The organism is Erwinia sp. SLM-02 (assembly GCF_037450285.1).
Taxonomy (GTDB): Bacteria; Pseudomonadota; Gammaproteobacteria; order Enterobacterales; family Enterobacteriaceae; genus Erwinia.
Window position 1 is genome coordinate 2,248,477 of record NZ_JAQISN010000001.1, and the last position, 14,585, is coordinate 2,263,061.

The window sequence follows — 14,585 nt, forward strand, 5'->3', positions numbered from 1 at the left end:
GTTTCGCACATACGGCTTAGCGGTAATGTGTGGCCATCGCTTACCGTGATCGCCACTTATCGACAGGCCACGTGTTTTTCGATCGTCTATGACTGAGGTTATCTATGTCCGCGCTTTTTACCCCGTTTAAACTGAAAGACGTTACGCTGCGTAACCGCATTGCGGTGCCGCCAATGTGCCAGTACAGCGCCGTTGACGGTCTGACCAATGAATGGCATCAGGTTCACTATCCGGCGATCGCCCGCGGCGGCGCGGGTCTGGTGATTGTGGAAGCCACCGCCGTTTCACCGGAGGGTCGCATCACGCCGGCCTGTACCGGGCTGTGGAACGATGAGCAGGCGCAGGGCATGGCGCGCATTGCGGCGTCGATCAAGGCAGCGGGTTCCGTTCCGGGTATTCAGATTGGTCACGCCGGTCGCAAGGCCAGCGCTAATCGTCCATGGGAAGGCGACGATCATATTGCCGAAGGCGACAGCCGCGGCTGGCAGACGATTGCCCCTTCCGCCATTGCGTTCGGCCACCATCTGCCAAAGGTGCCGCAGGCGATGACGCTGGATGATATTAACCGGGTGAAAAGCGACTTCGTTGCCGCCGCCCGCCGCGCGCGCGATGCCGGTTTTGAGTGGCTGGAGCTGCATTTTGCCCACGGCTATCTGGCGCAGAGTTTCTTCTCCGCCCATTCCAACCAGCGTACCGACGCTTACGGCGGCGATTTTGCCGGTCGCAGCCGCTTCCTGCTGGAAACCCTGGCCGCCGTGCGCGAGGTGTGGCCGGAGAATCTGCCGCTGACCGCGCGTTTCGGCGTGCTGGAGTTTGACGGCCAGGACGAGCAGACGCTGAGCGAGTCGATTGAGCTGACCCGACTGATGCATCAGGGCGGGCTGGATCTGCTGAACGTCAGCGTGGGCTTTACTATTGCGGAAACCAGCATTCCGTGGGGGCCGGGCTTCCTGGCACCGATTGCCGAGCGCGTGCGTCGTGAGGCCGGTCTGCCGGTGGCGTCGTCCTGGGGCGTGGAGCAGGCAGATGTGGCGGAGCGGGTGATTGCCGATCGGCAGATGGATCTGGTGATGATTGGCCGTGCGCATCTGGCGAATCCGCACTATCCGTATTATCTGGCGAAGAAGCTGAACGTTGAGGATCCGTCGTGGGTGTTGCCAGCGCCGTATGCGCACTGGCTGGCGCGTTATCGTTTAGCGGAGTAAAGAGTTGGGGCATTCAATTGCTCGAGACTGTGGGGGCACAAACATGTTTTGCCGGTGACTGTCGTGGCAAAGCCGACGGGGTGTGCCCCTGACCAGGCGGTTCTGTCGGTGACTGTAGTGGCAAAGCTGACGATGTGTGCCCCCGCCCGGGCGGTTTTGCCGGTGACTGTCGTGGCAAAGCCGACGGGGTGAGCCCCCGACCGGGCGGTCCTCGCGCCGCTTCGCGGTGCCTTCACTTCGTTCGTCAGCCGGACGGACCGCCACAGACTCGCGTCCTGCGCGGCTGTGCCTTTCGCCTGCGTCCATGCAGGCGAATCCTGGCTTCCTCGCTCCGTTCAGCGCTGCGGATTGCCCGGTCGGGGGCTCACCCCGTCTGCTTTTTGCATAAGTGTTGTCTGGCAGAAAAAGGCGAACGACAACTGAAGCGATCAATTCCGGAATCAGAACTCAGAACTCAGAACTCAGAACTCAGAACTCAGAACTTCGATTTTCGAGATCCAGCAAAGTAGATTCAAGGTTTAGACTCTGCCTTTACTGAGAAAACGTCCGCATATCCAATCGCTTTAAGGATTAGAAGCCCGTCATTTCAAGAGCAGAATCCAGATTTAAACAGCCAGCACAGTATATTAAAGGCCCGGCCTCTGCGGTTAAAGAGCAAACATCCATCTGTCCTGTAACCTGAAAGATGGGGATCTAATCCCTTAGAGAACGGCATTGAGATTTAAACAGCCAGCACAATGTATTAAAGGCCCGGCCTCTGCGGTTACCGGGTAATCCACAGCGCTGAGGTGGAGGCGACGAGCCAGGAGACGCCAACAGGACGTTGGCGTCAGGCGTGGCGCGGGCAGGACGCCCGCTCCACGGCGGTCCGGAAGGCACGGAGCTGCAACCGAAGGCATCGTGCACAGCGCGACGCGAGGACCACCCGGTAACCGCAGAGGCCGGGCCTGAATCACCGCCACTGAAGCCATCGCCATCGCATTTTCAACCGCCACAAAAAAACCGCTATCCCCAAAAGAGACAGCGGCTTCAAACTCCACTACGCGGGCAACAACCTGACCCGTTAGGCGATCGACCTCATCAGAAATCGACGTTAATCCCCGCCTGGAAAGTACGGCCTGGCATCACCGCCAGCGCCTTCTCGTAGGCATCCTGAGTGGTACTGCCAGTCAGATCGCGGCTGCTGAGATAATCCCAGTACTTACGATCGGTCAGGTTATAAATCCCCCCGCTCAGCTTGACGTTCTTCGCCACCTGCCAGTACGCGGTCATATCCACCATGCCGTAGCCAGGAATACGATTGTACTCGGTGCTGGAATCGGTCAACGCCGTGCCGCTGTTGGTGTAGCTCTCGCGGTTGGTCGCACTGGCCTGCTTGCCCTTCACAAAGGTCGCCACCACCGCTGCGCCGTAGCGCTTCGCCGGATCGTCCCACGCCATGCCCACCACCGCTTTCATCGGCGCAACGCTGTCGATATCAACATACTTGTCGCCGTCGTAGCTGGACTTGGATTTACCTTCGCTGTAGCCCAGAGCAAAGGTCGCGCTCAGGCCGTTAACCTCTTCAAACCAGGTCCCGAAGTTTACCTTGCTGCTCAGCTCACCGCCCCAGATATAGGCTTTATCGCGGTTTTCAGCCTGATAAACGGTGTAGATGTTCGATGGAACATTAGTGAACTTGTCCGGGCTACCGGCACGGGTGTAGCGGCTATAGGCGATGAAGTTCTTGTAGGTGTTGTAGAACAGGGAACCGTTCAGCGTCACGCCGTCGGTCACGTTGCCTTTCACGCCCCACTCCAGGTTGTTACTGGTTTCGGTTTCCAGATCCGCATTACCGATCAGCGCATACTGCGCGGTGCCGGCATAGGAGGAACCCAGGTTCCACGAACCGTATAGCTGGCTGGCGTTAGCAAACTGCGCGCCGCGTTTGTACTGCAGATAGGTAATCATCTGCGGGGTGAGATCGTACTGCAGCATCAGCGACGGCAGGATCTGGCTGTCGCTGTTCGCCGAACCGTACAGGGTTTCCAGCTCGGAGGCGGTCAGCACCGTGCTGCCGGTAGTCAGGCTGGACAGATTCTGCGGTTTGGTATTCTGATATACCGCGCGCACGCCCGGGATCACCGCGAAGCGGCTGCCGTTCAGGTCAAAGTTGATCTTATCCTGCACGAAGCCACCGACCGTATAGCTACGGCTGTCGGCCTGCGGCTGCATGATCACGCTGTAGACGCTCGGAGCCGGATCCTGACGGAACGGACGCTCGGTATCGGTGATGCGGCCGTTGATTCCGGCGCTCAGATCGTGGCGGCCAAGCGTTTTGTTGCCGTGGGTGTCAAAGCCCCAGGTATCAACGTTGTAGTCCGAGTAGACGTGCTGCATGGTGCCGCTGGCATCGGTTGGCATGTAGGTGTTGTCATGCGCTTCGGTGTGCTGGTAGTAAACGCGGCTGGAGAGGCTGTCGACAAAACCGCTGTCCGGCGTGTACTCATCCGCCAGGCTCACGCCCCAGCGGCGGGTATCGCTCTGCTGCTGGCTGTCGCCGATGGTGCTGGTCCCTGCGGTATTCCAGGTATCGTAGTGGCTGTGGTTAACCTTGTGGTAGTAGTCCAGCGTGGCGCTGAATTTATGCTCGTCGTTCGGCTGCCAGATCCCGGAGGTCATCAGCGCGGTGGAGTGCCAGTTCGTCGGGTAGGCGCTGACCTCATCGCTGTTGTTGCTGGTCTGCTGACCGTCACGGCGGCTCAGAACGAAGACGCCGCGCAGGGTGCTGTCGCCCGCTGCGGCGGTGATCCCGTTATGCCAGCCGCGGTTGGAAGAGTCGTAATCACTCTGGTAGCCAAACCAGCTGGAACGTCCCGGGGAAAGATAATCGTCGGCGGATTTATTACGGAAGGAAACGTTGCCGCCGATCGAGGTATTCGGCTGTTCGACGGAGGTGGCGCCGGCATCAATATCCACGCTGCCAAACATATACGGGTCAATATAATCGCGGCCAATACCGAAGGTATTTAAACCCGCACGACTGACGTAGCTGCGACCGGTGGCATCCGGCAGTGGAATACCGTCCACGTCTAAACCAACGCGGTTGCTTTCCAGCCCACGAATATTAAATCCGGTGTAGCCGCTGCGGTCGAAACCGCTTTTACCTGCGGTAGAACCGCCGCTCACACCCGTTGCGCTAATCAGCGGCTGATAACGCATCACCGAACCGAAATCGGTGGTGCCGTTCTTCTGCATCTGTTCAGCGGTGATGGTGGTTTTGCTGCCGCCCTGAAGCGGAGCCTGGGCGGTGACGGTCATCGTGCCCTGTTCATTGCTGCTTTCTGCGGCGGCGTTCGCTGTGGCAGAAGTTTCAGCCTGCGCATAGCCGCAGGCACAGTGAATCGCTGCGGCCAGTACCGCCCATTTCATTACCGGCGCACTGATTCCCTGTAATTTTGACGTGGTGAGCATTTAATTACCCTTTGCTTGTTATTAGTATTGGCTCACGGATTGCTTCGATAAAAAAGAATATGAAATCAGTTAAGTTTCGCTAATATTATTATATTTTTAAGGCGGCGGGATATTAATAGGAATGATTATCTTTATCAATAGAGCTCAGGGCATAAAGTTCACTTTATTATTAAGAATAATTAATTCCGCAGGATAACGTTAAGGGCATTAAATCAACCAGACATCTGCTTTCGAAAAACTTTCACTCTCTGCACAATTTCCTCACAATTATTTCAATGTAACACTCAACGCTGAAAATTAATGATTAGAAAACGGATGTAAATAATCGCGCGCATGCGGAATGTCAGGTGGTGGGTCTGCGGTGCCTGATGTCTTTTCCTGCGGGTAAGCGGAATGACTTGCGCGTTGATGCAAGTGCAACCCGGAAAATTCGGCAATTAGGATCGGTATACAGAAAGGGATCAGGGATCAGGGATCAGGGATCAGGGATCAGGGATCAGGGATCAGGGATAAATCATGTACGGGGTACAACAGAGGGGCAACAGAAGCCTGCATGCATCTGAGAAAACCTGGGCGGAACTAACAGGCGCGGTGTGCATCTGCACGAAGCCAACGCCAGTGGCTATGGCACTGGCAGACTGGCTCTGGCTCTGGCTCTGGCTCTGGCTCTGGCTAACAGGCTAACAGGCTAACAGGCTAACAGGCTAACAGGCTAACTACGTTCGATCTTTTTCGCCGCTTCGTCCAGCGCATCCACGATAGCGTAGAGGGTTTCCTGCGAGATAGCCTGCTGTGACAGCCGCGTGTTGAGCGCGGTTTTCATATTGTGGATCGCCCGCTCCACTTCCGGCACGCTGCGGTTATGCACCAGCACCGCCAGCGAGGAGAGCCGCTGCACGATTGTTGCCAGATCGGGCTGATTCTGCTGCAGCCAGTCGCGGCCCTGCGGCTCCAGGCGATAGGCTTTACGCGCCGCCTGCGGATCGACGGCGGCGATCATCGCCGTTTCTTCCAGCAGCGTCAGGTTGGGATAGATAATGCCAGGGCTGGGCGTGTACTCCCCTTTGGACAGATCCTCAATGGCTTTGATCAGCTCGTAGCCGTGGGCCTCACCCTGGCTGAGAAAATGCAGCACCAGCAGGCGAATATCGCTGCCGTCGAGCATTTTTTCCCGGCGCTTTTTGCGCTGGCTGCCGCAGGCGGCGCGCGGCTCGCTGTCTGAGGGGGTAAAGGGGAACTGCGGTCGTTTCATCGCCTGCCCGTGCGGAAAAATAAGGGGGGTGATAGTAGACCGCCACCCGGTGAAACACAACCGGCGCGGCGGCCCACAGGGTTACTTCTGGTGCCAGTAGGCCACGGCGCGGACAAAGTTCTCGTCGCAGCCGCGCTGGATAACAAAGTAGTCGTTAAGCTGCTTCACCGCGTCACCTTCACCGGTCAGCCAGATAAAGTAATCATCGAGCGGCAGCTGGATGCTGTCGAGTTCGCTAATCAGCGCCCGTAGCGGTTCGCCGTGCATTTTCCCGCTGCCGATCCAGCTGGCATCAATGCCGTTCAGGCCGTCCAGATAGAGGCTGCCGCTGGCTTCGTCAGCAAAGGCGAACAGCTTACGCACTCCGCCCTGTACGGTTTCTTTCCGGCGTTTAAATGCCGGCAGGCCGCTTTCGTCGCAGACGTACAGCTGGAAGGCATAATCCTCCGGTACAATCATCGAGCCGCGCGGGCCGCCAATCGCCAGCGGATCGCCAACCTTCGCCTGCGCCGCCCAGTTGCTGGCCACACCGCCATCGTGGATATAAAAGTCCAGGGTCAGGGTGTTTTTTACGCCGTCAAACCACAGCGGCGTATAGTCGCGGGAAGCCGGGCGGGCGCCCTCTTTCCACACCACGCCGTCGGAGGTGACTTCCGGCAGATGCAGTTCGCCGGTGGCGGCATCGGGGAAAAACACTTTGATATGGTCATCAAAGCCCGGGGAGACGAACCCGGCGAGATCGTCGCCGATAAAATCAATACGCCAGAAATTTTCGGCGACGAGCGTTTTAGCGGCGACCGTAATCTGGCGGAAGCGCAGTTCATTACGTACGCGCTTAGGTGCGCGGCTTTTATTTTCAGACAAAATTATTCTCCTTGGGCTGCCGGATTGACATCCGGCAACGTAACTCCGGCAGGCAGCGCCCACCGGACATCATCGATAATATTTAATGAGGATCCCACTCAGACGCCCACGGCCAGCACGGCGGTTTCCGCCACCAGCGAATCATTGGCACCGTGTGCGCCGCTGACGCCGACGGCACCAATCACCATACCGTTCAGCCAGACGGGCACGCCGCCCTCAAGCGGCGTTACGCCGGGCGTGGCGAGAAAGCTGGGGCGTCCGCTATTGATAAACTGCTCAAATTCCTGCGAGGGAGCCTGCAGCAGCGCCGCCGTTCGTGCCTTACCCAGCGCAACATCCGGACTGATACCAATTGCGCTGTCGCTGCGTTCCAGGGCAATCAGCTGGCCGGCATGGTCGACCACCGCCACGCTGATATGCCAGCCGTTCTCCGCCGCTTTCTGCTGGGCGGCGGCAATGGCGTTACGCGCGCCCTGCAGGGTGAGGCTTAACTGAGTACGCGATGCTGCCTGTGCTGTTTCTGTTACCGATGTCACTGTCATGACGTTCTCCACGGTTCTGGCGATGGCTGAACTGGTAATGATTCGTATTAACGAATCAAAATATATCCATGATATATCTTCACTGCAAGTTATGATCGACCAGGACAACCGGAATAAAGTAACAATCTGTGCGTTTGATGATGGCAGCGACGCCGTTTAACGGCGCCGGCCACTTATTTGGCGACCGGGCGATACTTCCACAGCCAGCGGCCGCTGTTTAAGCGACGCCAGAAGCAGGCACCGCGAATCATCCAGTCCAGCGCCATACCCAGCCAGATCCCCGCCACGCCCATCCCCAGCACGATGCCAAGGAGGTAGCCGGCCACGATACGCCCGCCCCACATGCTGAGCAGCGACACCCACATGGTATAACGCGCATCGCGCGCGCCCTTCAGCCCGGCGGGCAGCACCCAGGAGGCGGCCCAGAACGGCATAAAGGCCGCATTCAGCCACACCAGCATTTTCACTACGTGGATAACCTGGGGATCCTGGGTGTAGAACGCCGCCAGCACCCCGGCAAACGGCACCGTCAGCAGCGCCAGGGTACACAGGCCAATATTCGACAGCCAGAAGATATAGCGCAGCAGCCGCTCCGGCTGGCCAAGCTGGCCGCGCCCAAGTCGGGTGCCGACAATAATCGTCGATGCGGATCCCAGGGCGTTACCCGGCAGGTTAATCAGCGATACGATGGAGAAAGCGATAAAATTCCCGGCAATCACATCGGTGCCCATTCCGGCAACGAAGATCTGCGTCAGCAGCTTGCCACCGTTAAACAGCACAGACTCAATGCTGGCGGGAACGCCGATGCCGAGCACTTCACGCAGGATATTGATATTGAGCCGCGTGAAGTAACTTTTTAGCGATATTTTCAGCGCCGGGACAAAGCCTATCACCAGCACATAGATCACCGCCGCCGCGCCGATATAGCGGGAGATGGTCAGGCCCAGCCCGGCCCCCACAAAACCCAGGCCGTGCCACGAGAAGCAGCCGTAGATCAGCACACTGCTGATGGCAATATTCAGGATATTCATCCCGCCATTGATCAGCATCGGAATTTTGGTATTGCCCGCGCCGCGCAGGGCACCGCAGCCGATCAGCGCAATCGCCGCCGCCGGATAGCTCCACGCGGTGGTTTGCAGATACGAGAGCGCCAGCGCTTTCACCTCCGGCTCCGCTTTACCGGCAATCAGGTCAATAATCTGCGGCCCGATAAACTCGATGGCGATCGCCAGCAGCACGGCAAACAGGGTCATAATAATCAGCGACTGGCGGGCGGCGGCGACGGCTCGTTCGCGGTTCAGTTTACCCAGGCTGAAGGCCACCACCACCGTAGTACCGAGGTCGATGGCGGCAAAAAAGGAGATCACGACAATATTAAAGCTGTCCGCAAGGCCAACGCCGGCCATCGCTTCACTCCCCAGCCAGCTGACCAGGAAAGTGCTCAGCACCCCCATCAGCAGAACGCAGAGATTCTCGAAAAAAATCGGTACGGCCAGCGGAGTCACTTCACGCCAGAACAACACCCGCCAGGAGCGTCTTTTGGGATACCACGCGGTACGTTGAATAGCCTGCTGCAGAGAAACTCTGAGGTTTTGCAAGGTCATTCCAGCTTTTATGTCAGGGAGAGAAGGGACTTAATTATGATGGTTAAAGCACGGGATTTATGCAAAGTCTTTTTATGTTTCAATGTGCTTTGCCTGGACGATGCAGGCCTCCGCCTGCATCGTCAGCGGTCAGATTAGCGGCTGCTGAAGGAGCTTTTGCAGGATGTTAAGCGGGGCATTGTCGGGATTTTTCATCGCCGCCACCGGCAGCAGGAAAGTCTGCTCCAGCATAAACTGACCGCTCATTGCCGCATGGGGCGTCTGGTCGGCAAAACAGATCCAGCTGCTGCCCGGCGGCAGCTCCAGGGTCACCTGTGGCCCCTGCTGCTGATAGTGCTCATCCCCTTTCATGGTGTCGTGCAGCTGCAGCATCAGGTGGTCGTAATGGCTGCGGTAGCATTTGGTGATACCAAGGCGGCTTTGCAGCCAGCTGTTGAACGGCGAGAAGCGTTTCAGGCGCGGTATAAAGCGTTTGGCCAGCACCGGGAACGGCTCCCCCACTCGCCAGTAGCGGCTTTCACCGTGTGGGTTGATATTGGTGAAGATGCGCAGGATACGCTCGCCGTGGTTTGGCCGCGACGGGAAGGCATCCACATGCAGGCGGGAGTCGTCCTTTCGCCAGGAGGTCGAATCACGCCAGACGTTAATCGGATGCAGCCGCAGGGAGTTAACCGGCGCGTGCAGCGCGGACTGATATTCCGGCATCAGGCTGCTGACCAGCTGACAGGCATAGTCATGATGACGCTGGAGCAGCGCCTGCACCTGGTTTTTTTTCTCCGCCTGCGCCACGCCGTTCAGCCTGCCGGTTTGCGCATTAAAACTGATATTCTTACGTTTCGGATCGACCAGCTCCGGGGTTAACAGCGCCTGCTCCTCCGGGCTGAGTTGAAAGGCCAGTGAGGGCAGAAACAGCACTTTCCCCTGCTCCAGCGCATCGACGACGCGGCGATCGTCGACGGTTTCATTCCAGTGACGCGTCGCCAGCGAGCGGATCACCATATCATGTGATAGTGGGCGTTCAGACATTTGATATCCTTATTTCCTTGCGGCGTGAACGGGCCTGCAGCACGCCGCCGTTGTCTAAATGGAGTGTCGATGAAGCCGATTTTTGTGGGGTAAATATCGACCCTTTGACGGCTGATTATAGGGCGCGTAAGCAGAATTAATTAAACCAGAGGTCAACAGAGTCACGGTGTTTACTGTTACACTGCGCCATCTTCAGAGGAGCTAATCATGAGATCCCGTTCCGTGACGCTGGACGATGTGGCTCAGGCTGCCGGCGTCTCCTATCAGACCGTTTCCCGGGTGCTGAATCACTCCAGCCAGGTGGCTGAATCAACCCGCAGTCGGGTGGAGGCTGCGATGCGGGCGCTGAACTATGTGCCGAATCGCGTTGCCCAGCAGCTGGCCGGTAAAAACACCCGAACGCTGGGGCTGGCCACCAGCGATCTGGCCCTGCTGGCCCCGGCGCAGATCGCCTCCGCGATGCAGCAGCGCGCCGGGCAGCTGGGGTGGCATCTGGTGATGGCGATGGCCGGTGCAGATACGGATGGCCCACAGGCGGCGGTCAGCGATCTGCTGTCGCAGCGCGTGGATGCTTTGCTGATTAATCTGCCACTGGAAACCGCAGCCGCTCAGCAGATTGAAACCATGGCCGGATCCCTGCCCTGCCTGTTTCTTGACGTGGCGGAGGATGCCACGGTCGCGAGCTGCGGCTTCAGTGCGCAAACCGGGGCACGCCAGGGCGCGGAGCATCTGCTGGCGCTGGGCCACCGGCGTATTGCGCTGCTGAACGGCCCGTCATCATCGGTAGCCGCCCGCGCCCGCTCAGACGCCTGGCGGCGGGTGCTACAGGAGCATCAGCTCACGCCGCAGGCGGAACTCTACGGTGACTGGAGCGCCAGTTCAGGCTATCGGGCGGTGATGCAGCTGACCGGCGACGCATTCCCTTCGGCGCTGCTGGTGGCTAACGATCAGATGGCGCTGGGCGCGATGCAGGCGCTGCATCAGCGCGGTAAAATCGTGCCTACGGAGGTTTCAGTGGTGGGTTACGATGATACCGCCGACAGCGCCTGGTATCAGCCGCCGCTGACCACGGTACGCCAGGATATGCGACTGCTGGGAGAACGCAGCGTGGACTGGCTGATCGGGCGCGTGGAGCAGCCTGAGCGATGCGATCCTGCGGAGATTTTCCCCACCGAACTGATCGTGCGCAACAGTACCTCACCGGTGTTCAACGGCCAGCCCGGCAGTGCGCAGATCGCCGCGGAGCTGAAGCGCCTGGCGAACGTGCTGGTGCAGGATCTGGACGCGAAATAGACCATCATCAGGCGAAAAAAAAGCCACTATCTGCATAGTGGCTTGTCTGCCGCGCGCCGCGATATCGCGGCGGCCGGGTGAGTCTGACCGTTACTTCGGCTCGCCCATCGCTTTCAGTTTTTTCGACAGGTCGCGACGCTCTTTCGACAGATCGGCATTTTTGATGATGTAGTCATCAACGCGGTCTTCATAATCGCTGCGCATGCTGCCAATGATTTCCTGGATCGCTTCCACGCTCATGCCGGGTTTGATGTACTCGGACAGGTTATCAAGCAGCAGTACGCGTTTCTGGTTGTCGCGGATTTTCTTTTCGTTATCGACGATTTCACGCTGCAGCTTATTTTTGCGACGGAACATACGCACGAACTCCAGTACGTCCTGAAATGATTGCTTTGCATTTTCCATGAAGACACCTTTCTTTTGGGCCTGTTACACAGGCATCACTGTCGTGGCTATCAGCTTAGCGGCACACCGCTGCCGATGGCAATGTTGAATCTGCTAAAACGAATGACCCTATCTTACCCTGGCGTTGACCATCCCGCAGTAAGTAGTTGCTGAATCGTTTTATTTTCGCAGCGCAAGGCGTAAAAGCTCAGACAGCCGCTCCAGCTGGCGGGCCATTTCCAGGCTCAGCCAGACGTAGCCATGGATCGGCGTTTCCACCTGCTCGTCGCCACCCGATTCAGCAATCAGCTGGCGCAGCTCCCGGCTGATTGTCGCCAGCTCTTCGCTGTTGGCCGCCATCTGCTCGGTGTTACCATCAACAATGGCTTTCGACAGCGTGCGCAGCATCTCCTCCGTCATCTGCTGGGTGCGCCGCAGCGCCGAAGCGTTAAGCAAAATCAGATGGCTCTGACGGGACGCCCACCAGGCATTGACCTGCAGCTCCAGGGTACAGACGATATTACGGTTGAGCGTCTGAATCGCTTCAAAGACCGATCGCGGCGTACGCGTTTCCTTGCTGGCGGGTTCGATCAGCGAGCGCATTTTCACCACCCTGCCCAGCAGCCTTTGCAGCGGTCTGCTGAGGCGCGGCTGCTCAACCAGGTTGGGGGAGAAGCCGGCATGGTAGATTTTTGCCGTTTCCAGCAGGGAGTCCGACAGCTGGATCCGCCAGTGGGTATAGGCTTTCTGCGGCCAGATGCTGGTGAACAACAGCGCCAGCAGGGAGCCGAGGATCACGTCCCCTCCGCGCCACAGGGCGGAGTGAATATCCCCCGGCGTGCCGCCGCAGATCACCGCCAGGGTAATGCCAATCAGCAGGGCCATATAGGGATGCTTACCCAGGGTAAGGAAACCACAGATAAACATTACAACGGCGCACCATAGCAGCATCACCGGCAGGTTAAACAGCTCCAGCCTGAGGGCGATCAGGCCGGATATCGAACCGAAAATCGTGCCGCCAATACGCTGCACCGCACGGGGAAACACGTTGCCCCATGAAGATATCGGCCCCATGACCACCACCAGGGTGATCAGCGGCCAGCTGCCTTCCGGGATATCCAGCAGGCGAACCAGCAGGAAGGTGAGCACAAAGGCCAGGGCGATGCGTATGCCATGAACGATGCGATAGTTGCGATAAACGCTAAAATGCAGGGCCGAGAGCGGCGTGTCGGGTCGCAAAACAGGCTCCGAAAAGGATCAGAAATTGCGGCTCATCATACCTTAAGTGCGGAGGATGCGCAGACGAAGCGGGGGGATTTGCGTGAGATTTTGTGGTCATTTCCGTGCGGTAATCCGCATAAAGCGCTGTCATTACCGCACGGTAGCAAGCTGTTAACGCATTCAATTTTATTGAATTTTTACAACAACATACTTATAACCACATTTTAACATGAGTCATCCGCCCTTACGGCTGGCGCTTTTCAACCGGAATGCAGATCAGAAAGTCCCACGTGCCGGTTTGTGAGCCGTCGGTGAGGTAACGATCGAAACAGGGCCCGTCCGCGCGCTGATAGCCGCTGCCGGGTAGCCACTCGTCAAAAAACTCACACCACGGACGGGTAAAATTACCATCGCTGACCTGGACCTGTGCCACGGCATAGCACGCGGCGGGTATCGATCTTAACGATACGCCTTCACTGTCCAGCGGCAGGATAAATTCCGGCGGCACGCTGATGCCGGTATCGACCTCAAGATGGTCTGCGGGCATCTGCTGCGGGTTGCCGTGGTAGACCGCCAGCCATTCTCCCTTCAGCCGGTTTCGGTTCACCCACTCACTCAGCCGTGAAAACCCCTGTGGCACCGTCATTTCCCACGGACCTTCCAGGCGGTATCCCGCCATCTGACTGGCCGGTAAATGCTGAATTTCCACTCTCATCACATTTCATTCCTTTTCATGTTGTAGTGTTGCGATGCACATCGTGGGCGCGATGCTCTCCCGCAGCGACGCCATCATCCCGTGGCGTCATATGCCGCGGGTTTAAAAATTATTCCAGTGCTGTGCCAGCTGCAGCCTCAGCTTCTCAACGAACAGCCTGACTCGCGGCGGCTGATGAAGACCGCTCAGCCAGATGGCATGCAGCGGTGCCGCCGGAAGAGGATAATCGCCGAGGACCGTCAGCAGACGGCCGTCGCGCAGATCCCCGGCGACGTCCCAGATGGATTTCATCGCGATACCCGCATTGTTCAGCGCCAGCGCGTGCGCGGCTTCTCCGGTATTCACCTGCAGCCGGGAGTTTATCGGCACGCTGCGCTGCTCCTCGTCACTGCCAAAACGCCATTCGGTCATCGGCGCATCCCCGGTAACAATGCAGCAGTGGGCGCTCAGCTCTTCCAGGGTTTGCGGCAGGCCGTGCTTTGCCGCATAGCCCGGCGAGGCGCAGAGCACGCGGCGATTGCCGACCAGCTCGCGCGCCACCAGCCGCGAATCGGCCAGCGCACCGTAGCGGATAGCCAGGTCATAGCCGCTGGCGGCCAGGTCAATAACCCGATCGCTGAGATGAAGCTGTAGCTTAACGCCGGGATGCTCGGTCATAAACTCGTTGAGGATCGGCGCAAGCCAGCGCTGCCCCATGCTGTGAGAGGCGGTGATCCGCAGCGTGCCGCTGGCACGACCCAGCCGGTTTGCCAGCGCGCTGTCTATCGCTTCCAGTTCATGCTGCAATCGCACCGCATGCTCCGCAAAGACCAGGCCTTCGTCGGTCAGCGAGACGTGGCGTGTGGTGCGATGAAAAAGCCGCACGCCAAGCTGCTGCTCCATTTGCGTCAGGCGCTTGCTCACCACGGCCAGCGATATCCCCAGCTGGCGCCCGGCTGCGGAAAGCGTTCCGCCGCTGGCAATTGCATTGAACAATGCCACATCACGCAGATCTTTTAACATCGCCATTCTCAATTTTATGGAAAC

At 58.3% G+C, this 14,585-nt stretch carries 12 protein-coding genes; 2 read left to right on the plus strand and 10 right to left on the minus strand.

Features of this window, described 5'->3' with window-relative positions:
- Nucleotides 1-104: 104 nt before the first annotated feature.
- Nucleotides 105-1,205, plus strand: a complete 1,101-nt coding sequence (locus PGH32_RS10495; RefSeq protein ID WP_314423739.1) for an NADH:flavin oxidoreductase/NADH oxidase — start codon at nt 105-107, stop codon at nt 1,203-1,205.
- A gap of 1,080 nt (nt 1,206-2,285) precedes the next feature.
- Here the strand turns inward: PGH32_RS10495 and PGH32_RS10500 are convergent.
- The 6 genes from PGH32_RS10500 to PGH32_RS10525 form a co-directional block, all read right to left on the minus strand.
- Entirely contained in the window at nt 2,286-4,658 is a 2,373-nt protein-coding gene (locus PGH32_RS10500) for a TonB-dependent receptor domain-containing protein (protein WP_443112751.1), read from the minus strand.
- Between the two features lie 712 nt (nt 4,659-5,370).
- Nucleotides 5,371-5,910, minus strand: a complete 540-nt coding sequence (locus tag PGH32_RS10505; protein ID WP_314427433.1) for a PadR family transcriptional regulator — start codon at nt 5,908-5,910, stop codon at nt 5,371-5,373.
- An 81-nt stretch (nt 5,911-5,991) separates the two neighbouring features.
- Entirely contained in the window at nt 5,992-6,777 is a 786-nt protein-coding gene (locus PGH32_RS10510) for a siderophore-interacting protein (protein ID WP_443112773.1), read from the minus strand.
- 95 nt (nt 6,778-6,872) lie between these two features.
- A complete protein-coding gene (locus PGH32_RS10515; protein WP_337893987.1) occupies nt 6,873-7,316 on the minus strand; it encodes a GlcG/HbpS family heme-binding protein in 444 nt (147 codons plus the stop codon).
- A 173-nt stretch (nt 7,317-7,489) separates the two neighbouring features.
- Nucleotides 7,490-8,920 carry an EmmdR/YeeO family multidrug/toxin efflux MATE transporter gene (locus tag PGH32_RS10520; RefSeq protein WP_314427439.1) on the minus strand — a complete coding sequence of 477 codons (1,431 nt, stop codon included), beginning with the start codon at nt 8,918-8,920 and terminating at the stop codon, nt 7,490-7,492.
- Between the two features lie 129 nt (nt 8,921-9,049).
- Nucleotides 9,050-9,946 carry a Kdo hydroxylase family protein gene (locus tag PGH32_RS10525; RefSeq protein ID WP_443112752.1) on the minus strand — a complete coding sequence of 299 codons (897 nt, stop codon included), beginning with the start codon at nt 9,944-9,946 and terminating at the stop codon, nt 9,050-9,052.
- Nucleotides 9,947-10,153: 207 nt separating this feature from the next.
- Here PGH32_RS10525 and PGH32_RS10530 point away from each other — a divergent pair, with 207 nt between their 5' ends.
- Complete coding sequence (locus PGH32_RS10530) at nt 10,154-11,239, plus strand: LacI family DNA-binding transcriptional regulator (RefSeq protein WP_337893988.1); 1,086 nt, start codon at nt 10,154-10,156, stop codon at nt 11,237-11,239.
- A 90-nt stretch (nt 11,240-11,329) separates the two neighbouring features.
- Here the strand turns inward: PGH32_RS10530 and PGH32_RS10535 are convergent, their stop codons facing one another.
- The 4 genes from PGH32_RS10535 to PGH32_RS10550 form a co-directional block, all read right to left on the minus strand.
- Nucleotides 11,330-11,644, minus strand: coding sequence for a DUF496 family protein (locus PGH32_RS10535; RefSeq protein WP_123334873.1), 315 nt, complete (start codon nt 11,642-11,644; stop codon nt 11,330-11,332).
- A 159-nt stretch (nt 11,645-11,803) separates the two neighbouring features.
- A complete protein-coding gene (locus PGH32_RS10540; protein ID WP_314427444.1) occupies nt 11,804-12,862 on the minus strand; it encodes an FUSC family protein in 1,059 nt (352 codons plus the stop codon).
- A 226-nt stretch (nt 12,863-13,088) separates the two neighbouring features.
- A complete protein-coding gene (locus tag PGH32_RS10545) occupies nt 13,089-13,559 on the minus strand; it encodes a GyrI-like domain-containing protein (protein ID WP_314427446.1) in 471 nt (156 codons plus the stop codon).
- Between the two features lie 102 nt (nt 13,560-13,661).
- Entirely contained in the window at nt 13,662-14,567 is a 906-nt protein-coding gene (locus tag PGH32_RS10550; RefSeq protein ID WP_314427447.1) for a LysR family transcriptional regulator, read from the minus strand.
- Between the last annotated feature and the right edge of the window lie 18 nt (nt 14,568-14,585).

Excerpts from the sequence above, each read along its gene's own strand:
- PGH32_RS10495 (WP_314423739.1), top strand. The coding sequence starts at position 105 with ATGTCCGCGCTTTTTACCCCGTTTAAACTGAAAGACGTTACGCTGCGT.
- PGH32_RS10525 (WP_443112752.1), bottom strand. The coding sequence starts at position 9,946 with ATGTCTGAACGCCCACTATCACATGATATGGTGATCCGCTCGCTGGCG.
- PGH32_RS10505 (WP_314427433.1), bottom strand. The coding sequence starts at position 5,910 with ATGAAACGACCGCAGTTCCCCTTTACCCCCTCAGACAGCGAGCCGCGC.
- PGH32_RS10520 (WP_314427439.1), bottom strand. The coding sequence starts at position 8,920 with ATGACCTTGCAAAACCTCAGAGTTTCTCTGCAGCAGGCTATTCAACGT.
- PGH32_RS10550 (WP_314427447.1), bottom strand. The coding sequence starts at position 14,567 with ATGGCGATGTTAAAAGATCTGCGTGATGTGGCATTGTTCAATGCAATT.
- PGH32_RS10515 (WP_337893987.1), bottom strand. The coding sequence starts at position 7,316 with ATGACAGTGACATCGGTAACAGAAACAGCACAGGCAGCATCGCGTACT.
- PGH32_RS10545 (WP_314427446.1), bottom strand. The coding sequence starts at position 13,559 with ATGAGAGTGGAAATTCAGCATTTACCGGCCAGTCAGATGGCGGGATAC.
- PGH32_RS10500 (WP_443112751.1), bottom strand. The coding sequence starts at position 4,658 with ATGCTCACCACGTCAAAATTACAGGGAATCAGTGCGCCGGTAATGAAA.
- PGH32_RS10535 (WP_123334873.1), bottom strand. The coding sequence starts at position 11,644 with ATGGAAAATGCAAAGCAATCATTTCAGGACGTACTGGAGTTCGTGCGT.
- PGH32_RS10530 (WP_337893988.1), top strand. The coding sequence starts at position 10,154 with ATGAGATCCCGTTCCGTGACGCTGGACGATGTGGCTCAGGCTGCCGGC.